Annotated in this window: 22 protein-coding genes; 14 read left to right on the top strand and 8 right to left on the bottom strand. The window is 65.6% G+C overall.

What is annotated here, in order from left to right; genetic code table 11:
- The first annotated feature begins 21 nt into the window (after positions 1 to 21).
- Both J2X09_RS14790 and J2X09_RS14795 read left to right on the top strand, forming a co-directional pair.
- Complete coding sequence (locus J2X09_RS14790; protein ID WP_204734159.1) at positions 22 to 2,982, top strand: DNA topoisomerase III; 2,961 nt, start codon at positions 22 to 24, stop codon at positions 2,980 to 2,982.
- A 34-nt stretch (positions 2,983 to 3,016) separates the two neighbouring features.
- Positions 3,017 to 3,667, top strand: a complete 651-nt coding sequence (locus J2X09_RS14795) for a glutathione S-transferase family protein (protein ID WP_204734160.1) — start codon at positions 3,017 to 3,019, stop codon at positions 3,665 to 3,667.
- Positions 3,668 to 3,670: 3 nt separating this feature from the next.
- On the opposite strand, the gene J2X09_RS14800 is transcribed toward J2X09_RS14795, so the two are convergent.
- The 3 genes from J2X09_RS14800 to J2X09_RS14810 form a co-directional block, all read right to left on the bottom strand.
- Positions 3,671 to 5,050, bottom strand: coding sequence for a sensor histidine kinase (locus tag J2X09_RS14800; RefSeq protein ID WP_204734355.1), 1,380 nt, complete (start codon positions 5,048 to 5,050; stop codon positions 3,671 to 3,673).
- Between the two features lie 106 nt (positions 5,051 to 5,156).
- Positions 5,157 to 5,831 carry a response regulator gene (locus J2X09_RS14805; RefSeq protein ID WP_204734161.1) on the bottom strand — a complete coding sequence of 225 codons (675 nt, stop codon included), beginning with the start codon at positions 5,829 to 5,831 and terminating at the stop codon, positions 5,157 to 5,159.
- 99 nt (positions 5,832 to 5,930) lie between these two features.
- The gene (locus J2X09_RS14810; protein ID WP_204734162.1) at positions 5,931 to 6,449 is read right to left on the bottom strand and encodes a MarR family winged helix-turn-helix transcriptional regulator; all 519 of its coding nucleotides are present in this window, start codon (positions 6,447 to 6,449) and stop codon (positions 5,931 to 5,933) included.
- 131 nt (positions 6,450 to 6,580) lie between these two features.
- Between J2X09_RS14810 and recA the strand changes: the two genes are divergently transcribed.
- Both recA and recX read left to right on the top strand, forming a co-directional pair.
- Positions 6,581 to 7,687, top strand: a complete 1,107-nt coding sequence (recA, locus tag J2X09_RS14815; RefSeq protein WP_204734163.1) for a recombinase RecA — start codon at positions 6,581 to 6,583, stop codon at positions 7,685 to 7,687.
- Between the two features lie 28 nt (positions 7,688 to 7,715).
- Positions 7,716 to 8,177: a recombination regulator RecX gene (recX, locus tag J2X09_RS14820; protein ID WP_204734164.1), complete on the top strand. Its 462-nt coding sequence runs from the start codon at positions 7,716 to 7,718 to the stop codon at positions 8,175 to 8,177.
- Positions 8,178 to 8,187: 10 nt separating this feature from the next.
- On the opposite strand, the gene J2X09_RS14825 is transcribed toward recX, so the two are convergent.
- Complete coding sequence (locus J2X09_RS14825) at positions 8,188 to 9,729, bottom strand: MFS transporter (protein ID WP_204734165.1); 1,542 nt, start codon at positions 9,727 to 9,729, stop codon at positions 8,188 to 8,190.
- A gap of 130 nt (positions 9,730 to 9,859) precedes the next feature.
- The gene (argC, locus tag J2X09_RS14830; RefSeq protein WP_204734166.1) at positions 9,860 to 10,771 is read right to left on the bottom strand and encodes an N-acetyl-gamma-glutamyl-phosphate reductase; all 912 of its coding nucleotides are present in this window, start codon (positions 10,769 to 10,771) and stop codon (positions 9,860 to 9,862) included.
- 166 nt (positions 10,772 to 10,937) lie between these two features.
- Between argC and sucC the strand changes: the two genes are divergently transcribed.
- From sucC to tfpZ, 9 genes are all read left to right on the top strand, one after another.
- Entirely contained in the window at positions 10,938 to 12,098 is a 1,161-nt protein-coding gene (gene sucC, locus J2X09_RS14835; protein WP_204734167.1) for an ADP-forming succinate--CoA ligase subunit beta, read from the top strand.
- Positions 12,099 to 12,113: 15 nt separating this feature from the next.
- Positions 12,114 to 13,007: a succinate--CoA ligase subunit alpha gene (gene sucD / locus J2X09_RS14840; protein ID WP_204734168.1), complete on the top strand. Its 894-nt coding sequence runs from the start codon at positions 12,114 to 12,116 to the stop codon at positions 13,005 to 13,007.
- Between the two features lie 290 nt (positions 13,008 to 13,297).
- Complete coding sequence (locus J2X09_RS14845) at positions 13,298 to 15,925, top strand: CHASE2 domain-containing serine/threonine-protein kinase (protein ID WP_310308656.1); 2,628 nt, start codon at positions 13,298 to 13,300, stop codon at positions 15,923 to 15,925.
- 9 nt (positions 15,926 to 15,934) lie between these two features.
- Positions 15,935 to 16,720: a Stp1/IreP family PP2C-type Ser/Thr phosphatase gene (locus tag J2X09_RS14850; RefSeq protein ID WP_204734170.1), complete on the top strand. Its 786-nt coding sequence runs from the start codon at positions 15,935 to 15,937 to the stop codon at positions 16,718 to 16,720.
- Positions 16,721 to 16,762: 42 nt separating this feature from the next.
- A complete protein-coding gene (locus tag J2X09_RS14855) occupies positions 16,763 to 17,392 on the top strand; it encodes an FHA domain-containing protein (protein ID WP_204734171.1) in 630 nt (209 codons plus the stop codon).
- Between the two features lie 194 nt (positions 17,393 to 17,586).
- A complete protein-coding gene (locus J2X09_RS14860; RefSeq protein ID WP_204734172.1) occupies positions 17,587 to 18,390 on the top strand; it encodes a 3',5'-cyclic-nucleotide phosphodiesterase in 804 nt (267 codons plus the stop codon).
- Between the two features lie 189 nt (positions 18,391 to 18,579).
- Entirely contained in the window at positions 18,580 to 19,068 is a 489-nt protein-coding gene (locus J2X09_RS14865; RefSeq protein ID WP_204734173.1) for a pilin, read from the top strand.
- A gap of 77 nt (positions 19,069 to 19,145) precedes the next feature.
- Positions 19,146 to 20,966 carry a PglL family O-oligosaccharyltransferase gene (locus J2X09_RS14870; protein WP_204734174.1) on the top strand — a complete coding sequence of 607 codons (1,821 nt, stop codon included), beginning with the start codon at positions 19,146 to 19,148 and terminating at the stop codon, positions 20,964 to 20,966.
- Between the two features lie 15 nt (positions 20,967 to 20,981).
- Positions 20,982 to 21,743, top strand: coding sequence for a TfpX/TfpZ family type IV pilin accessory protein (gene tfpZ, locus J2X09_RS14875; RefSeq protein WP_204734175.1), 762 nt, complete (start codon positions 20,982 to 20,984; stop codon positions 21,741 to 21,743).
- Here the strand turns inward: tfpZ and moaC are convergent.
- Positions 21,740 to 22,243, bottom strand: coding sequence for a cyclic pyranopterin monophosphate synthase MoaC (gene moaC, locus J2X09_RS14880; protein WP_204734176.1), 504 nt, complete (start codon positions 22,241 to 22,243; stop codon positions 21,740 to 21,742). The two genes, tfpZ and moaC, sit on opposite strands and share 4 nt — an antisense overlap.
- Before the next feature lie 57 nt (positions 22,244 to 22,300).
- Here moaC and J2X09_RS14885 point away from each other — a divergent pair, with 57 nt between their 5' ends.
- Positions 22,301 to 23,992 (top strand): M48 family metalloprotease, encoded by a 1,692-nt coding sequence (locus J2X09_RS14885; protein ID WP_310308659.1) that lies wholly within the window; start codon positions 22,301 to 22,303, stop codon positions 23,990 to 23,992.
- A gap of 28 nt (positions 23,993 to 24,020) precedes the next feature.
- Here the strand turns inward: J2X09_RS14885 and J2X09_RS14890 are convergent, their stop codons facing one another.
- Both J2X09_RS14890 and J2X09_RS14895 read right to left on the bottom strand, forming a co-directional pair.
- Positions 24,021 to 24,371 (bottom strand): phage holin family protein, encoded by a 351-nt coding sequence (locus J2X09_RS14890; RefSeq protein ID WP_204734177.1) that lies wholly within the window; start codon positions 24,369 to 24,371, stop codon positions 24,021 to 24,023.
- A gap of 103 nt (positions 24,372 to 24,474) precedes the next feature.
- Positions 24,475 to 25,227: a TerC family protein gene (locus tag J2X09_RS14895; RefSeq protein WP_204734178.1), complete on the bottom strand. Its 753-nt coding sequence runs from the start codon at positions 25,225 to 25,227 to the stop codon at positions 24,475 to 24,477.
- Between the last annotated feature and the right edge of the window lie 365 nt (positions 25,228 to 25,592).

Here is a 25,592-nt window from a genome sequence, read left to right on the forward strand (position 1 = left end):
GCGTGAAAGCAGATTGTAGAGATGAAAACAGAAGGCCCTGCCAAAACCCTCGTCATTGCCGAGAAGCCGTCCGTGGCACAGGACATCGTGCGTGCGCTCACGCCGGTGGCGGGCAAGTTCGAGAAGCACGACGACCACTTCGAGAACGACAAATATGTGGTGACTTCTGCCGTCGGCCACTTGGTGGAGATCGCCGCGCCCGAGCAGTTCGATGTGAAGCGGGGCAAATGGAGCTTCGCGCACCTGCCGGTGCTGCCGCCCTACTTCGAGCTCAAGCCGATCGACAAGACCAAGTCGCGGCTGTCGGCCGTGGTCCGGCTCGCCAAGCGCAAGGACGTGACGCGGCTCATCAACGCCTGTGACGCGGGACGCGAGGGTGAACTGATCTTCCGGTTGATCGAGCAGTACGCTGGCGGGCTGAAGAACGGCGGCTACCAGGGCCTGGGCAAGCCGGTGCAACGCCTGTGGCTGCAGTCCATGACGCCGGCGGCGATCCGCGACGGTTTCGAACAGCTGCGCACCGACGAGCAGATGCGTGGCCTGGCCGACGCCGCGCGCAGCCGCTCCGAGGCCGACTGGATGGTGGGCATCAACGGCACGCGCGCCATGACCGCCTTCAACTCGCGCGATGGCGGGTTTTTCCTCACCACCGTGGGTCGGGTGCAGACGCCGACCTTGTCCATCGTGGTCGAACGCGAGGAAAAGATCCGCGCGCACAAGAGCCGCGACTACTGGGAAATCCACGCGTCCTTCCTGGCCGAGGCAGGCGAATACCCCGGCAAGTGGTTCGACCCGAACTTCAGGAAGCCCACCGGCGACGACGCCGATGCCGATCTGCGCGCCGACCGGATCTGGAACCACCGCGACGCGCTGGCCATCGTCGAGGCGGTGCGCGGCAAGGCCGCCAGCGTCACCGAGGAGAGCAAGCCCACCACGCAGGCCAGCGGCCTGCTGTACGACCTCACCAGCCTGCAGCGCGAGGCCAACGGGCGGTTCGGTTTTTCCGCCAAGACCACCCTGCAGCTGGCGCAAAGCCTGTACGAACGCCACAAGGCACTGACCTACCCGCGTACCGATTCGCGCGCGCTGCCGGAAGACTACCTCGGCACGGTGAAGCAGACCTTCGAGATGCTGGCGGGCAGTGGCATGAAGCACCTGGCGCCGCATGCGCAGACGGCGCTGGGCAATGGCTACATCAAGCCCAGCAAGCGCGTCTTCGACAACAGCAAGGTCTCCGACCACTTCGCCATCATTCCCACGCTGCAGGCCCCCAGTGGCCTGTCGGATGCCGAACAGAAGCTCTACGACCTCGTCGTGCGCCGCTTCATCGCGGTGTTCTTCCCGAGCGCGGAGTTCATGGTGACCACCCGCATCAGCACCGTGCTCAACCACCACTTCAAGACCGAAGGCAAGGTGCTCGTGAAGCCGGGCTGGATGGCGGTGTACGGCAAGGAGGCGGCCGAGGACGTCGAGGGCGCAAAGGACGGCGACAAGGGCCAGAACCTGGTGCCGGTGCGTGAAGGCGAAACGGTGCGCACCGAATCCGCCGAGGCCAAGGGCCTCAAGACCAAACCGCCCGCGCGCTACTCGGAAGCCACGCTGCTCGGCGCCATGGAAGGCGCGGGCAAGCTGGTGGACGACGACGAACTGCGCGAGGCGATGCAGGAAAAGGGCCTGGGCACGCCAGCCACGCGCGCGGCCATCATCGAAGGCCTGCTGACCGAGAAGTACATGCTGCGCGAAGGCCGCGAGCTCATTCCCACGGCCAAGGCCTTCCAGCTCATGACGCTGCTGCGCGGCCTGCAGGTGGAAGAACTGTCCAAGGCCGAGCTCACCGGCGAGTGGGAATACAAGCTGTCGCAGATGGAGCATGGCAAGCTGAGCCGCGCTGCGTTCATGGGCGAGATCGCTGCCATGACCGAGCGCATGGTCAAGAAGGCCAAGGAATACGACCGCGACACGATTCCCGGCAACTACGCCACGCTGTCCACCCCGTGCCCGAACTGCGGCGGTGTGGTGAAGGAGAACTACCGCCGCTATGGCTGCACCGGGGCCGATGGCAACAGCGAGGGCTGTGGCTTCTCGTTCGGCAAATCGCCGGCCGGCCGCACCTTCGAACCGGAGGAGGCAGAGCAGCTGCTGCGCGACAAGAAGATCGGCCCGCTCGAGGGCTTCCGCTCCAAGGCCGGGTGGCCCTTCGTGGCCGAGATCGTGATCAAGTTCAGCGAGGAAGACAACAACTGGAAGCTCGAGTTCGACTTCGGTGACGACAAGAAGGCCGAGGAGACGGGCGAGCTGGTGGACTTCACCGGCAGCGAATCGCTGGGTGCCTGCCCCAAGTGCGGCGGTGCCGTGCACGAGCACGGCAGCAACTACGTGTGCGAGCGCGCCGTGCCCACGCTGGCGCAACCCACACCCACCTGCGACTTCAAGAGCGGCAAGATCATCCTGCAACAGCCGGTGGCGCGCGAGCAGATGACCAAGCTGCTGGAAACTGGCAAGACGGATCTGCTCGACAAGTTCGTCTCCATGCGCACGCGCCGCGCGTTCAAGGCCTTCCTCGCCTGGGACAAGGAAGCCGGCAAGGTGAATTTCGAATTCGAACCGCGCGCCAGCAAGTTCCCGCCTCGCAAGACAGCGGCCGGTGCACCGGCCAAGGCCGCGCCCGCCAAGAAGGCCGCTGCAAAGAAGGCGCCTGCCGCGAAGAAGGCGGCGCCCGCCAAGGCCGCGAAGGCGCCGCGCAAGACCACCACCGCCAGCGGCAAGCAACCCAGCAGCGCGCTGGCTGCCGTCATCGGCGATGGCCTGGTGTCGCGTCCCGAGGTGGTGAAGAAACTGTGGGACTACATCAAGGCCAACGGCCTGCAGGATGCCGCGGACAAGCGCAAGGTCAATGCCGACGCCAAGCTGCGCCCGGTGTTCGGCAAGGACCAGGTGACGATGTTCGAGATCGCCGGTATCGTGGGCCAGCACCTTTCCTGAACACCCGTCCATTGAACGTCGAGGAGACAGAACCGTGAGCCTGAAACTCTATTTCGCCCCGGGTGCGTGCTCGTTCGTGCCGCACAGCATGCTGGAACTCTCGGGCGTCGCCTTCGAGCCGAACGGCGTCAAGCTGCACAAGAACGAACAGCGCAGCCCGGAGTACCTGGCCATCAATCCGCGTGGCCAGGTGCCAGTGCTGGTCGATGGCGATGAGGTGATCACGCAGATCGTGGCGATTCTGCTGCACCTCGATGCCCAACTGCCCGAGGCCGGCATCCTGCCAGCGTCCGGCCTCGCGCGCACGCGTGCGCTTCAGACGCTGACATGGATGAACAACACGGTGCACCCCACCTTCACGCACGTGTTCATGCCGGAAAAATACAGCGACGACGAGGCGGTGCAGAAAGCCGTCCGTGCTTTCGCCGCCCAGTCCTACCGTGGGCTGCTGGGTGAGATCGAAGCGATGGCCGAGAAGGCGTCGCCCTGGATGACCGGTGAGCGCCCGGGTGCGCTGGATGCCTACGCGCTCACGCTGCTGCGCTGGGGCGGCTTCGCGGGCATCGACCCCTCCACGCTGCCGGCCACCTGGGACCTGGCCCAGCGCTTCGCGACCCTGCCCGCCGTGGCGCGTGCGGTGGAGCGAGAGCGGTTGGTGCTGAACATCTACAGGCCCAAGGCCTGAACCTCAGACCGTCGCCCGGGGCGCCTTCGGTGTGAATCGCACCGAGGCGAGCAGGCCCGGTGGGTGGCGATCGGGATGTGCGCTCTCCATCATCACCGTCGCGCTGTGCTGCTGCGCGATCTCCTGCACGATGGTCAGGCCCAGGCCTGAGCCGTCCACGTTGGTGCCGAGCGCGCGGTAGAACGGCTGCATCACGAACTCGCGCTCGTTCTCCGGGATGCCCGGCCCGTTGTCTTCCACCTGCAGGATCTGCACACCGCTGAACGGGTCGACCAGCACGCGCGCAGTCACCACGCCACCGCGTCCGCTGTAGTTGATGGCGTTGTCCACCAGGTTGCGCACCATCTCCTGCAGCAGGGTCGGGTTACCGTCCATGAGGCAGTCCTCGGGCACTTCCTCGGGGCCCTCGCAGCCCAGGTCGATGCCGTGCTCGAGTGCGCGCGGAACCGACTCCTGCACCACGCCGCGCACCAGCCGGGCCAGATCGACGCGGGCACTGGGCAGGGCGCGGCCCGTGGTCTCCGCACGCGCCAGCGCGAGCAGCTGATTGACCGTGTGCGTGGCGCGCGTGCTGGAGCGCGCGATCTGCTTGAGCGAGCCACGGATTTCGGTCGCATCGGTTTCACGCTGTGCCAGTTCGGCCTGCATGCGCAGACCGGCCAGCGGCGTCTTGAGCTGGTGCGCCGCGTCAGCGAGAAACCGCCGCTGTGTGGTGAGCGAGGCCTTCAGCCGCGTGAGCAGGTCGTTGATGGACGACACCAGGGGGGCGACTTCCTGCGGGATGGCCGACTCTTCGATCGGGCTGAGATCGTCGGGCTTGCGGGCACGGATGCGCTGCTCCAGTTCGTTGAGCGGTCGAATGCCGCGCACCAGGGCCAGCCAGACCAGCAGCACCGCCAGTGGGAGGATGACGAATTGCGGGATCATCACGCCCTTGATGATTTCGGCGGCCAGCGTGGAGCGCTTGCCGCGCGTCTCCGCCACCTGCATCAGCACGAGGTTGTCCGGGTCGTTGCGCATCAGCCAGGTGTAGGCGACGCGAACCTCGTCGCCGCGCACCATGTCATCGCGCAGCAGCACACGGCCGGGCTCGGGAACCTCGTCTTCGCGCGGTCTGGGAAAGTCGACCTCGCCACTGACAAGGCGGCCACGCGGGTCGATCACCTGGTAGTAGACGAGGTCGCTGTCGTCGGCGCGCAGCAGGTCGCGCGCCTGTGCGTTGAGGTTGAAGCTGACCTGACCGTTCTGGTTGCCGACGAACTGGGTCAGTGCCTGCAGGTTGAACTCGAGCGCGCGGTCGAAGGGCTTGCTGGCGATGCCTTGGGCAACGAACCAGGTCAGCGCCAGCGACAGTGGCCACAGCAGCAGCAATGGGGTGAGCATCCAGTCCAGGATCTCGCCGAACAGGCTGCGCTGTTCGCGCTGGAACAGGCCGAAGGACTTCGGCGAGGCCCGGCCATGCGCCGGTGTTTCCAGGGTGGCCTCGGCCTCAGCCGGCAATTTTTTCAAGGCAGTAGCCCAGGCCGCGCACGGTGGCGATGCGGATCGGGCCTTTCTCGATCTTCTTGCGCAGTCGGTGGATGTACACCTCGATGGCGTTGTTGCTCACCTCTTCGCCCCATTCGCAGAGGCGCTCGACCAGCTGGTCCTTGCTCACCAGGCGGCCCGCGCGCTGCAGCAGCACTTCCAGCAGACCGAGCTCGCGCGCCGAGAGTTCGATCATCTTGCCGTCGATGGTGGCCACCCGGCCGGCCTGGTCGTACTCCAGCGGACCGTGGCGGATCGTGTTGGTGGAGCCACCCATGCCGCGGCGGGTGAGCGCGCGCACCCGCGCCTCGAGCTCCTGCAGCGAGAACGGCTTGGCCATGTAGTCGTCGGCGCCGTAGTCCAGCCCCTTGACGCGTTCCTCGATGCTGTCGGCTGCTGTGAGGATCAGCACGGGCATCGTGGAGCCGCGCGAGCGCAGCCGCTTGAGCACTTCCAGACCGTGCAGCCGCGGCAGGCCGAGGTCCAGGATCAGCAGGTCAAACTCGTTGTTGGTGATAAGAGCGGTGTCGGCCTCGGTGCCGCTGGTGACGTGGTCCACCGCCGCGCCGGCCGCTCGCAGGCTGCGCAGCAGGCCGTCGGCCAGCACGTGGTCGTCTTCGGCGATCAGGATGCGCATGGGTGGGTCTCCTCGGTGGCTGGGTACAGCTCTTCGTGTGCCGGATGCCCGGCGATGGGCGGAGTCATTTTAGGCCGGCGGTGCCGGTGGCGCGATGTTTCAGCGGGGCGGCACGGCCGCGCGGGCGCCCGGCGATTCCGACCCGTAGGCCTCCAGGCCGAGCGTCACCACGGTGGCCACGGCGTCCCCCACTTGCGCGCGGAATTCCGCCTCGGCCTGGGCCACCGCCTGGCGGAACGCTTCCAGCCAGAGCAGGCCGGTTTCGGTGAACACGATGCGCCGCGCCCGCGCGTCCCGGGCATCGGGTTCGCGCCGCACCAGGCCCCAGGCCTCGCACTGCGTCACCAGATCGCCCATGGCTTGCTTGCTCATGCCTGCCAGGTGAGCCAGATCGGTCAGCCTCGAGCCGTGCAGGCCGAGGTGGCGCGTGATGTGGATGTGCGCGGCCCCGACCTGCGAGCGCGCGGCCAGGTGCGAGAGCGCCAGCGGCACGTTGGCATCGTGTGCCATCAGGCTGAGCACCCGCTCGTCGAAGCGCCGCAGGGCCAGCCCCATGATGCGGCCCAGGTGGCCGCCGCGCCAGCGGTCGTCGGGCAGTTCGGGGGTGGCGTCGGACATGGCTGCATATGGTAAGGCAAACTGACCAAATAAATGCCTCTTGCTCGTCAACTCATCGTTAAACTGCTGCTCAAGCATCCAGCCTGTATGCAATAACAGGCGTGTGCGAAAACTCAACTCAGGAGCCCCTCATGGACGCAGCCGTCAAGAACAATCCCCTCAACAGCGAAAAATCCAAAGCCTTGCAGGCCGCGCTGGCCCAGATCGAAAAGCAGTTCGGCAAGGGCACCATCATGCGGTTGGGCGAGGGCGAGGTGATCGAGGACATCCAGGTCGTCTCCACCGGCTCGCTGGGGCTGGACATCGCGCTCGGCGTGGGCGGCCTGCCCAAGGGCCGTGTGGTCGAGATCTACGGCCCGGAATCCTCGGGCAAGACCACGCTGACACTGCAGGTCATCGCCGAAATGCAGAAGCTTGGCGGCCAGTGCGCCTTCGTCGATGCCGAACATGCGCTGGACATCCAGTACGCGCAGAAGCTCGGCGTGACCCTGTCCGACCTGCTCATCTCCCAGCCCGACACCGGTGAACAGGCGCTCGAAATCGTCGACAGCCTGGTGCGCTCCGGCGCGGTCGACCTGATCGTGGTCGACTCGGTGGCCGCGCTCACCCCGAAGGCCGAACTCGAAGGCGAGATGGGCGATTCCCTGCCGGGCCTGCAGGCTCGCCTGATGAGCCAGGCGCTGCGCAAGCTCACTGCGCACATCAAGAAGACCAACTGCATGGTCATCTTCATCAACCAGATCCGCATGAAGATCGGCGTGATGTTCGGCAGCCCCGAAACCACCACGGGTGGCAACGCGCTGAAGTTCTACGCCTCGGTGCGCCTGGACATCCGCCGCACCGGCACGATCAAGAAGGGCGAGGACGCGATCGGCAACGAGACCAAGGTCAAGGTGGTCAAGAACAAAGTCTCGCCTCCGTTCAAGACGGCCGAGTTCGACATCCTGTTCGGCGAAGGCATCAGCCGCGAAGGCGAGATCCTGGACCTGGGTGTGGTGCACCGCGTGATCGAGAAGTCGGGCGCCTGGTATGCCTACAACGGCGAGAAGATCGGTCAGGGTCGCGACAACGCGCGCGAGTTCCTGCGCGAGAACATCGAACTGCGTGTCGAGATCGAGAACAAGGTGCGCACGGAACTGGGCGTGCCGCTGCTGCCGGTGGACGAAGCACCCGCACCCGCTGCCAAGGGGGGCAAGGCCGCCAAGTCCAAGGACGCCGACGCCACGCCCGCCGCCTGAGCCGCCGTTCGCCAGGATGTGATTGCGCATGGGCTTTGAAGACATCTCCCTCAAGGGCCGTGCACTGCGCTTGCTTGCCGGGCGCGAGCACTCGCGTGCCGAGTTGCAGCGCAAGCTGAGCCCGCACGAAACCGCGCCCGGTGAACTCGCGAAGGCGCTGGACGAACTCGAGGCCAAGGGCTTCATCAACGAACAGCGCGTGCTGGAGTCCGTGGTGCACCGGCGTTCCTCCCGCCTGGGTGCGGCGCGCGTGCGTCAGGAGCTGCAGGCCAGGGGCCTGGATCCGCAGGCGGTGGCCGAGGCGGTGGCGGGTCTGCAGGGGTCCGAGGAGGCCCGCGCTGGCGAGGTCTGGCGCAGGAAGTTCGGCCAACCACCCGCCGATGCGGGCGCGCGCGCGAAGCAGATGCGTTTTCTGCTCACGCGTGGATTCAGCGCCGAGGTGGTTCGCCGCGTGGTAAGCGGCGCATCGGTCGACGGCGCGGAGGACTGAGCCCGGGCCCTCAGTGCGGCCGGGTCGAGGCGGGCGCACGCAGCATGCGCCAGGCCAGCAGGCCGCTGACCACCATGATGCCTGTGCCCACCACGGCGGCGGCTTGCAGCCCATCGACGAAAGCGGCGCGCGCGGCCGTCCGCAGGGCATCGGCCAGTGGCGCGGGCAGCCCCGCGGCGACGATGAGCGCGCCACCCAGGGTCGATGCCTCCGCCACGGCCCCCGCGGGCAGGTCGGCAGGCAACTGGCCCGCCATGCCGGCGCGGTACAGGCTGGTGGCCAGGCTGCCAAAGACCGCGATGCCCAGGGCGCCGGACAGCTCCGCGCTGGTTTCGGACAACGCCGACGCGGCCCCGGCGCGCTCGGGCGGGGCCGCGCTGATGACGATGTCGTTGCCCAGCGTGAACACGGGCGCCATGCCGATGCCCATGAGCGTCATGCCGACGATCAGTGCCACCAGCCCGTGCGGCCCGTCGACCAGCGTCACACCCGCGAAGCCGATGGCCGCCACCGCCAGGCCCGACACCATGGTGGTGGGCGCCGTATGGCGCTGCGCGATGGCGGGTGTGAGCATCGAACCCACCACGAACGACAGGGCCCAGGGCACCGTGCAAAGGCCGGCCACCAGCGGCGACAGGCCCAGCACCAGTTGCAGGTGCTGCGAGATGAAGATGTAGACGCCAAACATCGCGAACGAAGTGAGGGCGTAGGTGCAGATGGCGGCAGCAAAACGCGGTTGCCCGAACAGCTGCAGATCCAGCAGTGGGTAGTCGATCCGGCGTTGACGGCGAACGAATGCAACGCCGGCGGCCAGCCCGGCGGCGGCCACCATCCAGGTGGTTGCACCAAGCTGTCCCTCGGCCGCCTGTTTGAGCGCGAACACGCCGCCGAGCACGGCCGCCAACGAGAGTGCCACACTGACAAAGTCCAGCCGGCCGGCCTCCGGATCCCGGTACTCCGGCAACAGGAAGGGCCCCAACGCAAGCAGCAGCAGCATGACCGGCACCGCGGCCCAGAAGATCGCCGGCCAGGCGAAGTATTGCAGGATCACACCGCCCACCAGAGGCCCGATGGAGCCACCGACCGAATAACTCGATATCCAGATGCCGATGGCGACGCGGCGCTCACGTTCGTCGCGGAACATGTTCGAGATGAGCGAAAGTGTGGAGGGCGCCAGCGTGGCGCCTGCGACACCGAGCAGGGCGCGCGTGGCAATGAGCGCGTGCGCGGAGGTCGACAGCGCGGCAGCCACCGAGGCCGCTGCGAAGGCGGCGGCTCCAACCATCAGCAGCCGGCGGCGGCCGAGCTTGTCACCCAGCGTGCCCATGGTGATCAGCAACCCCGCCACCATGAAGCCGTAGATGTCGACGATCCAGAGCAGCTGGGACGCCGTCGGCCGCAGATCGGCGCTGATCGCCGGCAGGGCGAGGTTGAGCACGGTGAGATCCATCGCGTAGACCAGGCACGGCAGGGCGATCACGCCCAGCGCCACCCATTCGCGGCGTGTGGCCCGAGGTGGTGCGACGTCGGTGGTGGGCGGGATGGCGGACATGCGGTCTCCTTGTGGTTCGGCGCTGGACCGTGCCGGGGTCCAGGCCGGCGCTTTCAGGGGTACGACGAATGGAGGCCCGGGGTTTCGACAGTCCCTGTGCAGGACAATCCGGCGTTGCGCCGGAATGCGCCTACAAGCCGAGCATCAGCTTGAGGTTCTGCACGGCGGCGCCGCTGGCGCCCTTGCCCAGGTTGTCGAGCCGTGCCACCACCACCGCGTGCCGCGCCTCGGCGTTGCCGAACACGCGGATCTCGAGCCGATTGGTGTTGTTCAGGGCCAGGGCGTCGAGCTTGCCGTCGTCGGTGGCGGGCTCGACGCTCACCCACTCGCTGCCCGCGTAGTGCTTGTCATAGATGGCGTTCAAGGCATCCAGCGTGGGCTGGGTGGGCAGCATGTCGAGGTGCAGCGGCAACTGCACCAGCATGCCCTGCGCGAAGTTGCCCACCGAAGGCGTGAAGATGGGCCGGCGCTTGAGGCCGGTGTAGGCCAGGATTTCAGGGATGTGCTTGTGCTTGAGGCCCAGCGCGTACAGCTCGTAAGCCGGCGCCTCGCCCTTTTCATAGGCTTCGATCATGGTGCGGCCACCGCCGCTGTAGCCACTGACCGATGGCAGGCAGACCGGGTGATCCACCGGCAGCACGCCGGCGTCCACCAGCGGGCGCAGCAAGGCGATGGCACCTGTGGCATAGCAGCCGGGGTTGGCCACGCGGCTCGCCTTGACGACCGCCTCGCGCTGGCCTGCGGCGAGCTCGGGGAAGCCGAACACCCAGCCAGGTGCGGTGCGGTGGGCGGTGGATGCGTCGATGATCTTGGGCTGCCGTCCCGGCAAGGCATCGATCATGGCGACGGATTCGCGGGCGGCATCGTCGTGCAGGCAGAGGATGACGAGGTCGACCTGTGCCATCAGTTCACGCTTGGCCGCTGGATCCTTGCGCAGTTCGGGCGCGATGCTCACCAGTTCGATCTGCGGCAGGCCCTGCAGGCGTTCGCGGATCTGCAGCCCGGTGGTGCCTGCTTCGCCGTCAATGAAAACCTTGGCCATCGCGCTCTGCCTCGTCAGTGGGTATTCGGGGTAAGGAACCAACCTTGCGCGGTGCGCAGATTTGGTGCGTTGCACCATGATACAGTCCTCGGTTGCTGTTTTCAGTGCCCATCCGCGGCCCGACGGGCTTGGCCGCCCTCTTTTACCTGTTCCTGAGAGAGACCTCATGAAAATCCATGAATACCAAGGCAAGGAAATCTTGCGCCAGTTTGGTGTGCCCGTGCCCCGCGGCATTGCGGCATTTACGGTGCAGGAGGCGGTGGAAGCCGCTCAGAAGCTCGGCGGCCCGATCTGGGTGGTCAAGGCCCAGATCCACGCCGGTGGCCGTGGCAAGGGCGGTGGCGTCAAAGTCGCCAAGAGCATCGACGACGTCAAGCGTCTGGCGGGCGAAATCCTGGGCATGCAGCTCAAGACGCACCAGACCGGCCCCGAAGGCCAGAAGGTCCGCCGCCTGTACATCGAAGACGGCGCCGACATCAAGAACGAACTGTATGTGTCGCTGGTGACCGACCGCGCCACGCAGAAGGTGGCCCTGATCGCGTCGAGCGAAGGCGGCATGGATATCGAGGAAGTCGCCCATTCCACGCCCGAGAAGATCATCACCGAGATGATCGATCCGCTGACCGGCATCACCGCCGAGCAGGGCAAGAAGGTGGCCGCGGCCATCGGCCTGACCGGCGCTGCCGTCGACCAGGCCCTGGACATCTTCTCGAAGATCTACAAGTGCTACATGGACACCGACGCGTCGCTGGTGGAAATCAATCCCCTGAACTGCGATTCCAAGGGCAACCTGATGGCCCTGGATGCCAAGTTCAACTTCGATGCCAACGCGCTGTTCCGCCACCCCGAGATCGTGGCGTTCCGCGACCTGGACGAAGAGGATCCCGCCGAAGTGGAAGCCTCCAAGTTCGACCTGGCCTACATCAGCCTGGACGGCAACATCGGCTGCCTGGTGAACGGCGCCGGCCTGGCCATGGCGACCATGGACACCATCAAGCTGTTCGGCGGCGAGCCGGCCAACTTCCTGGACGTCGGCGGTGGCGCCACGGCCGAGAAGGTGACCGAGGCCTTCAAGATCATGCTCAAGAACCCCAACGTCAAGGGCATCCTGGTCAACATCTTCGGCGGCATCATGAAGTGCGACACCATCGCGACTGGCGTGATCACGGCCTGCAAGGCGGTGAACCTGTCCGTGCCGCTGGTCGTGCGCATGAAGGGTACCAACGAAGAGCTGGGCAAGAAGCTGCTGGCCGAATCCGGCCTGCCCATCATCGCTGCAGACACCATGGCCGAAGCCGCGACGAAGATCGTTGCTGCCGTCAAGTAAGCCCGGAGAACACTCATGTCGATCTACATCAACAAAGACACCAAGGTCATCACCCAGGGCATCACGGGCAAGACTGGCCAGTTCCACACCGAGAAGTGCCAGGAATACGCGAACGGCAAGAACGCCTTCGTGGCTGGCGTGAACCCGAAGAAGGCCGGCGAGTCGATCTTCAACATCCCGATCTACGCCTCCGTCAAGGAAGCCGCAACGCAGACAGGGGCCACCGTCTCCGTGATCTACGTGCCGCCCGCCGGCGCCGCCGCCGCCATCTGGGAAGCTGTGGAAGCCGACCTGGACATGGCCATCTGCATCACCGAAGGCATTCCCGTGCGCGACATGCTGGAAGTGCGCAACAAGATGAAGGCCAAGGAAGCCGCGGGTGGCAAGAAGACCCTGCTGCTCGGCCCCAACTGCCCCGGCCTGATCACGCCCGACGAGATCAAGATCGGCATCATGCCCGGCCACATCCACCGCAAGGGCCGCATCGGCGTGGTCTCGCGCTCCGGCACGCTCACGTACGAAGCCGTGGCGATGCTGACCGAAGTCGGCCTGGGTCAATCCACGGCCGTGGGCATTGGTGGCGACCCCATCAACGGTCTCAAGCACATCGACGTCATGAAGGCCTTCAACGACGATCCCGACACCGACGCCGTGATCATGATCGGCGAAATCGGTGGTCCGGACGAGGCGGACGCCGCCCGCTGGTGCAAGGCCAACATGAAGAAGCCTGTGGTGGGCTTCATCGCAGGTGTGACCGCGCCTCCCGGCAAGCGCATGGGCCACGCTGGCGCGCTGATCTCCGGTGGTGCCGACACGGCAGACGCCAAGCTTGCCATCATGGAAGAGTCTGGTTTCGTCATCACTCGCAACCCGTCGGAACTGGGCAAGCTGCTCAAGGCACAGCTCTGAGCTGACCGCCAGAGCGTGAAAAGGGCAACGCTTGCGTTGCCTTTTTTTATGGCCGCGCACTGATTGAGGTGCCGAACCCACAAAGTGCCTTGCCGTGACGAAGGCTGGTGCAACAAAATGCAACACTCTAGGACTGGCGCCTGTCGCCGGCACCGACGGTGCGCTTGTTTCTGACCTTCGGGCAGTTCGCGGCGACCAGCAAGCGAACCAACCGGAGAATGCAGAGCGTGTTCAAAAGCGAGACAACCCCTGGGAAAGGCCGAGGCAGGATCTGGCGATCCGATGCCTTCATGGGCCTGCTCGTGGTGCTTGCCGTCTTCGCGCTGCACGCGTCCACCGACTTTTTCGATGGGCTGGAGCGCCGCTTCTACGACTTCGCCAGTTCGGCCAGCGGCCGCCAGCCCAGTGACCGCATCGCCATCATCGCGATCGACGACCAGAGCATTGCCAACATCGGCCGTTGGCCCTGGCCGCGCGAGGTGCATGCGGAGCTGATCGACCGGCTCAGCGCGGCCAGGGCCAAGACGGTCGCCCACACCGCCTTTTTCTTTGAACCCCAGGCCGACCGGGGGTTGACACAGCTGCGCGAACTGCGTGGCCAGCTCGATGGCACCGCTTCCGACGCTGGCGTGTGGCCTGACCTGGGTGCCGCATCGCGCCAGCGCCTGCTGAGGTTCATCTCACAGGCCGAGCAGCGGCTCGATGCCGATGCCCGGCTGGTCGACAGCATGGCGCGCGCGGGCAACGTCATCGTGCCTTCCCTCTTCACGCTGGGCGAGCCGCTCGGCCGGCCCGATGAGCCCCTGCCGGCCTTTGCGCAACGCAGTGCCGTGGCCGACAACACCGGCTTCGGCCTGCCCGCCGCGCGCACGCAGCAGCCGCTGACGGCGGTGGGTGAGGCGGCGCAGGCCGTGGGCCATCTCAACCAGTTTTTTGATGTCGATGGGGCGGTGCGCCGAGAGCCTCTGCTGGTCCAGTTCGACGGCTTCGCCGTGCCGTCCATGGGCCTGACCGTGGCTGCGCACAGCCTGAATCTGGGGGTCAACGACATCCGCCTGTTGCCCGGCGAAGGGGTCCAGCTGGGGCGCACCCGCATTCCGACCGACGGCGCCGCCCGCTTGCTGCCCCAGTTCTATGCCGACCGCGACGGCAGGCCGGCATTCACCGTGGACTCCTTCTACGATGTGATTTCGGGCCGGATCCCTGCCAGCAAGTACGCCGACAAGATCGTCATCATCGGTGCCACCGCTGCGGGCGTGGGCACCCTGATCACCACGCCGGTGTCCGCGGCGATGGCGCCCACAGCGATCCTGGCCCACATCACGTCGAGCATCCTCAACGGGCACTTCATCGCGCAGCCTGCCTGGGGTGGTTTGGCGGTGCTGGGGGTGCTGCTCCTGGTCGTGGGTTATCTGCTGCTGGTGTTGCCGCGCCTGTCGGCCGCCGCTGGCGCTGCCGTGACGGGCCTGTCGTTCATGGTGCTGCTCGGTGCGGAGTACCAGTTGCTGGCTTCGGCGGCGCTGTGGCTGCAGCTGGTGCTCCCGGTGGCGCTGCTGCTCATCGGCCACCTGGCGCTGACCACCCGGCGTTTCCTGGCGACCGAAGCCGGCAAGATCCGGTCCGACGAAGAGTCGGCCGAAACCAACCGCATGATGGGTCTGGCGCTGCAAGGGCAGGGCCAGCTCGACATGGCATTTGACCGCCTGCGCCGCGTTCCTCACAGCCCGGCCTTGATGGACAATCTCAGGCACCTCGCGCTGGATTTCGAACGCAAGCGCCAGTTCAACAAGGCCGGTGCGGTGTACGAACACATGGCGCAGCTGGACCGCACCGATGCCGACGTGCTGAAGCGCCTGGAGCGCACCAGGAACCTGTCGGAGACCGTGGTGTTGGGTGGCGTTGCACATCCTGGTGGCACCTTGCTGCTGGACGGGGGGGGTGTCGAAAAGCCCATGCTCGGCCGCTACCAGATCGAGAAGGAACTGGGCAAGGGTGCGATGGGGGTGGTGTACCTTGGCCGCGACCCGAAGATCGGCCGCACGGTGGCCATCAAGACCCTGGCCTTGAGTGCCGAGTTCGAGGGCTCGGAACTGGTCGATGTGCGCGAGCGATTTTTCCGCGAGGCGGAGACCGCGGGGCGCCTGCAGCACCCGAACATCGTCACGATTTTCGATGCCGGCGAAGAGCACGATCTCGCTTACATCGCCATGGAGTTCCTGCAGGGACACGACTTGGGAAGGCACACGCGCGAAGGGCAACTGCTCGCGGTGGACACGGTGCTGTCCATTGGTGAACGTGTGGCACTGGCGCTGGACCACGCACACCGCCAGCAGGTGGTGCACCGCGACATCAAGCCCGCCAACGTGATGTACGACGCCAGCACGGACACCGTGAAGGTCACCGACTTCGGCATCGCACGCATCACCGGTTCCAGCAAGACGAAAACCGGGATGGTGCTGGGCACGCCGAGTTTCATGTCGCCGGAGCACCTGGCGGGCCAGCGTGTGGATGGCCGCGCAGACCTTTATTCGCTGGGCGTGATGCTGTTCCAGTTGCTCACCGGCAGCCTGCCATTGCGGGGCGATTCGATGGCCGCGTTGATGTACCAGATCGCCAACCAGCCTGCGCCCAGCGTGCGCGAGTGTCGCCCTGAACTGCCCCAGGCACTGGCCGATATACTGAGCAAGACCCTGTCGAAATCCCCTTCCCAAAGGTACCAGACGGGCGCCGAAATCGCCGCCGACCTCCGCTCCATCCGCGCTGTCCTGCCGATGTCCACCGACTCCGGCGAGGCGTCCAGCCGCATGTCCGACCCGGACAGGCAGGCCAACGAAAGCGCGATGCTCGCCACAGTTTTCACGCCGGCCCCGATTTCGTCGCCCCTGCCCGCGACGGCCAGTTTCGATATCCGCTTATAAATCCAACGTATGATTTTTGAGTATTTTTGTCTCACAGATCCGGGGCTGGTCAGGGACAACAACGAGGACTCTGTGGCCCTCGATCCCGACAACCAGGTCGTGGTGCTGGCCGATGGCATGGGCGGATACAACGCGGGCGAAGTGGCGAGCGCGATGGCGACCACCTTCATCCGCACGGAGCTTGGACGCTGGATGTCCGAAGGCGGCCATGAGGCCAGCGCGCGCGAACTCAAGCGCGCGATGGAAATCTGCATCGACAACGCCAACCGCTCGATCTTCAACGCGGCCAACTCCAATGCGCAATACGCTGGCATGGGCACCACCCTGGTCATGGGCGTGTTCCACGGTGCTCGCGCCATGATCGGCCACGTCGGCGACTCGCGCTGCTACCGGTTGCGCACCGGCAGCTTCATGCAGATCACACGCGACCACTCGCTGTTGCAGGAGCAGATTGACGCCGGACTGATTTCGCTCGAACAGGCGCAATACGCGACGCACAAGAACCTCGTCACCCGTGCATTGGGGGTCGAGGACACGGTGTTGCTGGAAGTCAACGAATACCGCGTGGAAGACGAAGACCTCTATCTGTTCTGCTCTGACGGCCTGAGCGACATGGTCAGTGACGAGCGCATTGCGGCCATCCTCGTGGCTGCGGGAACACTGGAAGAAAAGGCGCAGGCTTTGGTGGACGCGGCCAACGACAGTGGTGGGCGCGACAATATTTCGGTGATACTGGCGTCTGCTCGTTCACGGCCGATCCGCAAGGGCCTTCTGTCGCGGATGCTCGGCAAGTAGCCGTATTCAGAATTCAATCAATAGGTTCCAGAGGAGTCGGCCATGCCGAAAATGATCGTTTCCATCGATGGTGTCGTCATCAAGGAAGTGCAACTCACCAAAGACCGCACCACGCTGGGCCGGCGTCCTTACAACGATATCGTGATCGACAACCTCGCGGTCAGCGGTGAGCACGCCGTGATGCAGATGTCGGGCATGGACGTTTTTCTGGAAGACCTCAACAGCACCAACGGGACGTACGTCAACGGCAAGGCGATCAAGAAGCAGCAATTGCAGAATGGCGATGCCATCGAGATCGGCAAGTACAAGATCAAGTTCGTTCACGAAGGCGCAAGCGAAACCTACGAGAAAACCACGGTCATCAACGCCGGCTCCGTCGTGGAGCCTGGAGAGGGCCAGGGCGCGACGCTGGGCAATGCGGCCATCAAGGTCGTGTCCGGCAACGCTGCGGGTCGTGAAGTGCCGCTGGTCAAGGTCGTGACGACCATCGGCAAGCCCGGTGTTGCCGTGGCGGCCATCACGCGCAGGCCCCATGGCTATGTGGTCGCACTTGTCGAAGGCACCCAGAAGCCCACCATCAACGGCAGCCCGATCGGGACCGAGGCCGTGAACCTTCATCATGGCGACCTGCTGGAGCTGGCCGGTACCCAGATGCAGTTCGTCCAGCACTGACACCCGGCCGATCCGCCCCCCCGCGGGCGGTGGCGGTCATGGGCAGAACTGCCAAAAAATTCCTTTCCGGCGCGTTGTCAAACGGGTAGCCTTCGGCAGTCGGTTGCTGCGCCACCTTGAAGGTGGGGCAGGCAGCCTGTTCTGTTACATCCGATGCGCCGCGTGCTGCGGCCACGCCACTGCCAAAGCTGCCAATGAGGGTTCGTGTACTGGGGTGCTCTGGCGCCATTGCCCAAGGGTGCCGCACCACCTCTTTCCTGCTCGATGACAACGTCCTGATCGACGCTGGCACGGGTGTGGGCGATCTGACGCTGGACGAAATGGCGGCCGTGGACCATGTCCTGCTCACCCACTCCCACCTCGACCATGTGGCGGCACTGCCCCTCATGCTCGATGCCGTGGCCGCCCGGCGTCTGGCCAGCGGTGCCCCCCCGCTACAGGTGCATGCACTCCCCGGCACCATCGCCGCACTGAAGGTACACATCTTCAACAACCTGATCTGGCCAGACTTCTCGTCCATCCCCAGCGTGGACACGCCGCTCATGCGGTTCGTCTCCATCACCGTCGGCGAGGTTCTGCAGGTCGGCGGCAAGGCGGTCGAGGTATTGCCCGCTGTGCACACCGTCCCTGCGGTGGGCTTCGCGGCCGCCACTGCCTCGGGCCATTGGGTGTTCAGCGGGGATACCGGCCGCAACCCGGCGTTCTGGAAGCGCGTCAATGAACTGACCGTGGCCCTGCTCGTGATCGAGACGGCTTTCAGCGACCGCGAGCACGAACTCGCCCGGCGCAGCCTGCACCTCGCGCCGTCGCTGCTGGCCCAGGAGCTCGAGCAGATCGACAGCGGGCACTGCTACCCGATCTACATCACCCACACCAAGCCGGCGGAAACCGGCCTGATCATGGAAGAGATCCAGCGCTTCGATGAGGCGCCACAAAAGCCGGCGTCGACGCGGCACGACATCCGCTGGCTCAGCGCAGGGCAGACCTTCGAGCTGTGACAAATCCTGTCGGCCCAGCTCGGGGTGACAAAAATTGTCGGTGCTTGCCCGCTTCAAGGGCCACCAAATGTCACCGACAACGGCCAAAGCGTGAAAAAGGCCGCAGAAAACAGGCTATTTCGGGTTGGCACGGCGTCTGCTGATACACACGCGTTCTTAACCCAACCCTGTCTCCCAAGGAGTGTCCACATGAAGCTGAAGCGTTCCCTGCAAAAAGGTTTCACCCTGATCGAACTGATGATCGTGGTGGCCATCATCGGTATCCTGGCCGCCGTCGCGTTGCCCGCTTACCAAGACTACACGGTGCGCGCCCGCGTGTCGGAAGTGGTTCTGGCCGCTTCGTCGTGCCGCACCTCGATCACCGAGACCGTTCAGGCAGCGGCCCCTGGTACCGACATCAGCTCGGCGATCGTCGCCGCTTGCGCCATCACCCCGACCCGCATGGTGACTTCTGGTGGCTCCAATGGCAACGGCATCATCACCATTGTCGGGAATGCCGCCAATATCGGTGGCGGTGTCACGGCCACCACCAACCAGATCCAGCTGGCGCCGTTTGTTTCCGCCGCCGCGCTGAACGGTACCACCCACGCTGGTCAGGTAATCACCAACTGGGTCTGTGGTCCTTCTACTGCCAACCCGTTGCCTGCTCGCTTCCTGCCCGGTTCCTGCCGCGGTTGATAGGGCACGCGCCCATGCGAAAAGGCCGCTTTGCGGCCTTTTCTTTTGTTCTGCGCATTTTTGACATCCAGTAGCCGATGCGACCTGCCTACTCCCCGCTGCAGCAAATCGAGAATGTCCTCGCGGCGCTGTTGCTGTCGCTGGTGTGGTTGATGCCCAACCACCAGTTGCCCTGGAGCGCCTTTCATCACGAGTTGGTGATGGGCGTGATGCTGGGGTGGATGGCGCTGGTGTTGGCTTGGCAGACGCCATGGCGCCTGCCGATCTCCGTGCCCGCGGTGGTATTGCTGCTGGTGGCGTGTGTGCCCTGGTTGCAATGGTTTGCCGGCCTTCTGCCGAAAGCGGGAACGGCGGCCGTCTCGTCTGTGTACGTGGGTGCGCTGGCGCTGGCGTTCGTACTGGGTCATGCCGCACGCCTGCAGGGACACAGGCGCCTTCTGGACATTCTGTTTGCCGCTCTGGCTCTGGCGGCAGCGCTGAATGTGGTGGTGCAATGGATTCAGTGGATGCAGTGGTACTCCACCGATTTCGAGTCCTTCTTGCTGATGCTGGTCACGCCACTCCACGCGGGCGCTCGTCCCTCGGGCATGATTCTTCAAGCCAACCAGTTGGCCACGGTACAGGTCTGGGGCCTGATCGGTCTCACATGGTTCCGGCACCACCGCGTATTAAGCTTGTTCGTGTTCGGCCTGCTGTTTGTCTGGATTGGGATAGGCCTCGGCCTGACGCAGTCGCGTGCCGGCCTTCTGGAGGGGGGTGTTGTGTTCGTGCTGCTTGTGCTTGCACTGAGGGGGGATTCGCGACGCTCCATCTTGGCTGTCTGGCTCGTCGGTCTTGCGTTGCTGGTCGCCTGGTCGTTGTACTTCAGGGAAGTGGCGCAATGGATCGGCATTCAGTACAGCGTCGAGGCGCGATTGACGGCCGTCGATGGCGCCCGGATTGACGCCTGGCGGGCTTTCTGGGCTGCGTTGCTGGAGCAGCCCTGGCTGGGGTACGGCTTGACGGATGTGGGGCGGGCCTACGTGTCGGTGGCCCACTTGCATCCAGAGATTTTCATTGGTGAACGTTTTGGCCATGCGCACAACGTGATCCTGGATGTACTGCTCTGGTTCGGCCTGCCTCTGGGCCTGTGCCTTCTGGGTGCGGCGGGCTTCTGGCTGGGGCGGCGACTGTGGGCCCTGCGCACGTCCTCGCAGGATGTGCTTCCGGTGGCGTTTCTGTGTGCGCTGCTCGTCCATTCCATGCTGGAGTTGCCGCACCAGTTTCTCTATTTCCTGGCGCCGGCAGGGTTCGTTGCCGGTTGGCTGATGCCGTCAAGTGGTGGCGGTGCGATCGCCACGCTTCCCCGGCCTTCGTGGTGGGCCGCCGGCGGCATCGCGCTCGGCATGGCGGCCTGGATTTCGGCCGACTACTTCCCCTACCAGGAGCGCTACACCGAGTGGCGCTTCGAAAACAACCGGATTGGCAAACGACCGGACGTCGAAGTTCATGAGCCGCGGATACTGAACCAGATTCATGACGAACTGGTGCTGTACCGGATGCCAATGAAGCCAGGCATGAAGCCAGACGAACTTCGGTGGATTGCCGACACCGCTGGTACCGTGAGTTCTCCACCCGGGTATTACGCGGCAGCAAAAGCCTTCGCCTTGAATGGTGATGCAGACTCTGCGCGCATATGGATGATGCGCTTCAATGCCGTGATGGGGGCGGGCGGAGTGCCTGTGATCCAATCGATCTGGTCGCGCGATCAGATGGCGCATCCGTCACTCGCTGCGTTGAAGTGGCCGGACTACCGGGGGCGACAAACCACATTCCAGTTCAGCCCATCCGACCGCGTGGAGCCTCTGCCCCTGCCGATACCGGACAGCCACGGCGTTGCATCTTCCATCACACCTTGAAGACCATCGTTGACCATGCCAACTGATCTCCGCCACCGTTTCAAATGGTCCATCGGACACTTCCTGGTCAGCGCGCTGATCATGCTGGTGATTGGCAGCATGATCTTCTTCGTGTGGTATCCCGACCCATACCGGGTGCTGTCGGGTGGCTTGAGCCTCTTCATGCTCGTGGCCGTGGTGGATCTCGTTCTGGGCCCCGTCTGCACGTTCGCCGTGGCGTCCGCCAAGAAGTCACTCAGGGAGCTGAGGTTGGACGTGGGCCTGATTGCGCTGGTGCAACTGGCTGCGCTGTCCTATGGCGCGTGGACGGTGTTCCAGGCGCGGCCTGTCCACCTGGCATTCGAGATCGATCGTCTGCGCGTGGTGCATGCGGTGGACGTGGACCCGGGCCTGTTGGCGCGCAGCACGCCGGAGTTCCGCACGCTGCCCGTGTGGGGCCCGGAACCTGTGGCGGTGCGCCCGTTCGTGTCCGAATCCGAGAAGATGGAAGTGACGATGGCTGCCCTGCAGGGGGTGGACATCGGCGCCCGGGCGGACCTCTGGGTGAGTTACGACTCGCAGGCGGCGGCGATCCGCTCTGCCTCGCTGCCGGTGAAGGCCTTGCTGAGCAGCAAGCCCCAGGAAGCGCCTGCGATCGAAGCAGCGCTGACGTCGGTGGGCCTGAAAGCCGACGACGCGCGCTATCTGCCCGTGGTCAGCCGGCAGTTGGCGTGGACCGCCATTCTTTCTCCGCAGGACGCACGCCCGGTGCGCTTCCTGCCGATCGATCCGTTCTAGGCGGGATCCGCGGCCACGAAGTGGCCGCTCTTGCCGCCGCTTTTCTCGAGCAGCCGCAGGTCCGACATCACCATGCCGCGGTCCGCTGCCTTGCACATGTCGTAGATCGTCAGCAAGGCGACCGACGCGGCGGTGAGGGCTTCCATCTCCACGCCGGTCTGGCCGGTGCATTCGGCCGTTGCGCGGCAGCGCACGCTGTGGGTGCCGGGCTCGATGTCGAAGTCCACCGCCACCCGGGTCAGCGCGATCGGATGGCACAGGGGAATGAGGTCGCTGGTCTTCTTGGCGGCCTGGATGCCGGCGATGCGGGCAATGCCCAGCACGTCGCCCTTCTTTGCCGTGCCCGCCTGGATCAGCGCCAGCGTCGCCGGCAGCATGCGGATGCGCCCCTCGGCCACCGCCACCCGGTGGGTGCTGGCCTTGGCCGCCACATCCACCATGTGGGCTTGCCCCTGGGCGTCGAAATGGGTCAGGGGGGATGAAGATTTTGTATCGGTCATGGGGGCTTGTTTCGCGGGCTTTACAGAACCGTCAGGCGTTGGCGGCATCATACGGGGATGCGTTTTTTCCTGACGTCGCTGCCCCCTTTCGTCCGCCGCGCCTCGAGCCTGGGCGTGCTGGCCCTGGCCATCTCGATGGCCACACCCGCCCCCGTTTCCCTTGCGCAAGCCGTGCGGGACAGTGCTCCCAACGCCTCATTGCCGAGCCTGGGGGACGGCCAGGGCATGTCGATTGCCGCCGAACGGCGCCTGGGCGACCGCATCGCGCGCGACATCTACCGGGATCCGGACTACCTGGACGACCCGGTGCTGGGCGACTACCTGCAGACCTTGTGGCAACCCCTGCTGGGTGCCGCGCGCGACCGGGGTGACGTGCCACCCGAACTCGCCGAGCGCATGAGCTGGGAACTGGTGGTGTCGCGCGACAAGCGCGTCAACGCCTTTGCCTTGCCAGGCGGTTATCTGGGTGTGAATCTCGGCCTGGTGGCGATCACCGACCGGCCTGAGGAGCTGGCCTCGGTGATGGCGCACGAACTCAGCCACGTCTCGCAGCGCCACATTGCCCGCATGATGACGCGCGAAGAGCGAATGGCACCCTGGATGATGGGCGCGATGATCCTGGGTGCCCTGGCGGCGGGCGCCAACGCGCAGGTGGCCGGTGCGGCCATTGCCGGCAGCTCTGCCGTCGCGGCGCAGTCGCAACTGAACTTCTCACGCGACATGGAGCGCGAGGCCGATCGGGTCGGCTTTGGCGTGTTGACCGGCGCGGGCTTCGACGGCCAGGGCTTCGTGAGCATGTTCGACAAGATGCAGCAATCGTCCCGCTACGACGACGGCTCGTTTCCCTACCTGCGCAGCCATCCCTTGACGGGCGAGCGCATCGCCGACATGCGTGGTCGTGTGCCGTCGGGGCCGGTGGCGGCGGCAGGTGTCAGTGCCGGCCCCGCCGGTGGCACGTCCCCGGCTGCCGGGGTTTCCCCGCCTGGGGGCACCTCGCCGTTGCGCCTGGAGTTGCCGCGCGCCCAGGGGGGCACGCAGGACCCGGCACTGAACTTCTCCATGCCTTCGCGCACCCAGCATGCGCTGGTGGCCGCGCGGGCCCGCGTGCTGGCCGAGAACAGCCCCGACCGCCAGCGCGCCTGGCTGGCCAACGGTCAGTCGGCGAATGCATCGGCGGGCGACCGTTACGCCGCCGCACTGTCCGCGCTGCGCCTCGGTCAACGCGACCTTGCGCTGGAGCTCGCGCAGCGTCTTCGGACCACCGTGCCTCCGGAGGCGCGTCCCACGGTCGATGCACTGACACTGGATGTGCTGCTGTCTCCGATGGCCGTTGGTGCAAGTTCCCTGCCGCCCGCACAGACGGCCTTGCTTGCGGAGCTGCGCGACCAGGCGCTGACGGGAACGTCTCGCGCCAGCGCCCTTCAGGGCGCCCAGGCCGCGCTGGCCACCGGCCAACCCCAGCGTGCCGTGGCGCGCCTGCAGGCCTGGGTGGCGGCGCAACCCCGCGACGCGGTCGCCTGGCAGACCCTCTCGCGCGCCTATGCCGCGCAGGGGCAGACGCTGCGCGCGATCCGTGCGGAGGCGGAGTCGCGAGCCGCGCATCTGGATTTCTCGGGCGCTGCGGAGCGTTTCAGGGCCGCTCAAGCCTTGCCGGCGGCACAGCGCACGGACGGCATGGAACTGGCCATCGTGGACAGCCGCCGGCGTGAGGTCGAAGCGCAGCTGCGCGAGTCCTTGCGCGAGGAATGAGCCTGGGGGTGGGCGCCGAGCCGTCGGCTCAGCGCGGCAGCACGGTGCGCACGGCCGAATTCACCACCAGCATCAGCACCGAGTAAATCAGTGAACCCAGCAGCGCGGCAAGGAAGCCGCTGACGCGGAAGCCGTCGAGCACGCTCGCGGCGGCCCAGAACATCAGCGCGTTGATGACAAACAGGAAGAGGCCCAGCGTGACGATGGTGACGGGCAGCGTGAGGATCACCAGGATGGGGCGCAGCACGGCGTTGAACAGGCCGATGACGGCCGCCGCGATCAGGGCGGACGTGAAGCTCTGCACCTGCACACCGGGGTACAGGTAGGCCACCACCAGCAGGGCGCAGGCCGCGAGCAGCCAGGTCAGGATGAGTCTCATGGGGGCCAGCATAGCACCGCCCGTGATGTCGCAGACAAGAAAAAAGGCGGCGCCCTCGCGGGCGCCGCCTTCCGGGATCAGGCCGCCAGAGCCGGTACCGTGATCAGCTTTCGTGCACCACCGGTGGGCGGCGCGAAGCGACCCACTTGCCCAGCGCGAGGACGATGAGGGCGCCCACGATGTGCGAGGCCCAGTACAGCGTGTCGGAGATGACGGCCATGCCCTTCTCGTCCACCGTGCCCAGCTTGGGCATCCACAGCCACTTGTCGGGGTTCACGAAGGCGGGGTCGGTCACCAGCATACCGCCGGCGATCCAGCCCAGCAGCATGCCGCCGAGGGTGATGATCATCGGGAAACGCGCCATCAGCTTGATGACCAGGGTGCTCCCCCAGACGATGATGGGGATGGAGATCAGCAGGCCCAGCACCACCAGCAGGAACGAGTGTTCGCCTGCGTTCTGGGCGGCGCCGGCGATGGCGATGACGTTGTCCACGCTCATCACCAGGTCGGCCACGATGATGGTCTTGATGGCCGCGAGCAGCTTGTCGCTGCCCTGGATGTCACCATGCGCTTCGTCATCGGGCGCCAGCAGCTTCACGCCGATCCAGACCAGCAGGATCGCACCGACCAGCTTGATGAACGGCACGGTCAGGAGTGTCATCGCGAACGCGATCAGGATCACGCGCAGGACGATGGCGCCAGCGGTGCCCCAGATGATGCCCTTGGTGCGCTGATGGGCGGGCAGCTTGCGGCAGGCCAGCGCGATCACGACCGCGTTGTCGCCACCCAGCAGGATGTCGATGATGATGATCTGTCCCAGGGCGACCCAGAACGCGGGCGATGTCAGGAAATCCATATGTTCCTCGTTGTCGTTTGTCCAAATGGGCGGGACGCGAACCCTTCTCGTCGTCGTCTTCCGCCCGGCCTTCTCTCCTGTCAGACCACCACCAGCGATCGGAAGGCGTTGTTTCATCTGCCCGTGATGCCGCAACCGCGCTGGCGAAGGGGATGGACAAAGCCTTGATCGGCCCATGGGGGCCTATCAAAGGTCTGGCTCGGCCTGGCGATGGGATCGCCGGGCCCGGGCTGCCGGGAACCGTAGGTTCCGTACTGACGACAACACCGAATGTCCAGCGATGGCGGGCTTTTCAGCCCCTCCGCACTGGATCTGGAGAGCTACTCCCCTTCGAGAAGCGGGATTGTAGCGGTCGACCATCTCGT

This window comes from Hydrogenophaga laconesensis, assembly GCF_031457235.1.
In the GTDB taxonomy this organism is placed as follows: Bacteria; Pseudomonadota; Gammaproteobacteria; order Burkholderiales; family Burkholderiaceae_C; genus Hydrogenophaga; species Hydrogenophaga laconesensis.

What these genes read in the sequence shown, in the direction of transcription:
- J2X09_RS14790 (WP_204734159.1), top strand. Translation starts at nt 22, where the DNA reads ATGAAAACAGAAGGCCCTGCCAAAACCCTCGTCATTGCCGAGAAGCCG.
- J2X09_RS14800 (WP_204734355.1), bottom strand. Translation starts at nt 5,050, where the DNA reads ATGCTCACCCCATTGCTGCTGCTGTGGCCACTGTCGCTGGCGCTGACC.
- J2X09_RS14805 (WP_204734161.1), bottom strand. Translation starts at nt 5,831, where the DNA reads ATGCGCATCCTGATCGCCGAAGACGACCACGTGCTGGCCGACGGCCTG.
- J2X09_RS14810 (WP_204734162.1), bottom strand. Translation starts at nt 6,449, where the DNA reads ATGTCCGACGCCACCCCCGAACTGCCCGACGACCGCTGGCGCGGCGGC.
- recA (WP_204734163.1), top strand. Translation starts at nt 6,581, where the DNA reads ATGGACGCAGCCGTCAAGAACAATCCCCTCAACAGCGAAAAATCCAAA.
- recX (WP_204734164.1), top strand. Translation starts at nt 7,716, where the DNA reads ATGGGCTTTGAAGACATCTCCCTCAAGGGCCGTGCACTGCGCTTGCTT.
- J2X09_RS14825 (WP_204734165.1), bottom strand. Translation starts at nt 9,729, where the DNA reads ATGTCCGCCATCCCGCCCACCACCGACGTCGCACCACCTCGGGCCACA.
- argC (WP_204734166.1), bottom strand. Translation starts at nt 10,771, where the DNA reads ATGGCCAAGGTTTTCATTGACGGCGAAGCAGGCACCACCGGGCTGCAG.
- sucC (WP_204734167.1), top strand. Translation starts at nt 10,938, where the DNA reads ATGAAAATCCATGAATACCAAGGCAAGGAAATCTTGCGCCAGTTTGGT.
- sucD (WP_204734168.1), top strand. Translation starts at nt 12,114, where the DNA reads ATGTCGATCTACATCAACAAAGACACCAAGGTCATCACCCAGGGCATC.
- J2X09_RS14845 (WP_310308656.1), top strand. Translation starts at nt 13,298, where the DNA reads ATGGGCCTGCTCGTGGTGCTTGCCGTCTTCGCGCTGCACGCGTCCACC.
- J2X09_RS14850 (WP_204734170.1), top strand. Translation starts at nt 15,935, where the DNA reads ATGATTTTTGAGTATTTTTGTCTCACAGATCCGGGGCTGGTCAGGGAC.
- J2X09_RS14855 (WP_204734171.1), top strand. Translation starts at nt 16,763, where the DNA reads ATGCCGAAAATGATCGTTTCCATCGATGGTGTCGTCATCAAGGAAGTG.
- J2X09_RS14860 (WP_204734172.1), top strand. Translation starts at nt 17,587, where the DNA reads ATGAGGGTTCGTGTACTGGGGTGCTCTGGCGCCATTGCCCAAGGGTGC.
- J2X09_RS14865 (WP_204734173.1), top strand. Translation starts at nt 18,580, where the DNA reads ATGAAGCTGAAGCGTTCCCTGCAAAAAGGTTTCACCCTGATCGAACTG.
- J2X09_RS14870 (WP_204734174.1), top strand. Translation starts at nt 19,146, where the DNA reads ATGCGACCTGCCTACTCCCCGCTGCAGCAAATCGAGAATGTCCTCGCG.
- tfpZ (WP_204734175.1), top strand. Translation starts at nt 20,982, where the DNA reads ATGCCAACTGATCTCCGCCACCGTTTCAAATGGTCCATCGGACACTTC.
- moaC (WP_204734176.1), bottom strand. Translation starts at nt 22,243, where the DNA reads ATGACCGATACAAAATCTTCATCCCCCCTGACCCATTTCGACGCCCAG.
- J2X09_RS14885 (WP_310308659.1), top strand. Translation starts at nt 22,301, where the DNA reads ATGCGTTTTTTCCTGACGTCGCTGCCCCCTTTCGTCCGCCGCGCCTCG.
- J2X09_RS14890 (WP_204734177.1), bottom strand. Translation starts at nt 24,371, where the DNA reads ATGAGACTCATCCTGACCTGGCTGCTCGCGGCCTGCGCCCTGCTGGTG.
- J2X09_RS14895 (WP_204734178.1), bottom strand. Translation starts at nt 25,227, where the DNA reads ATGGATTTCCTGACATCGCCCGCGTTCTGGGTCGCCCTGGGACAGATC.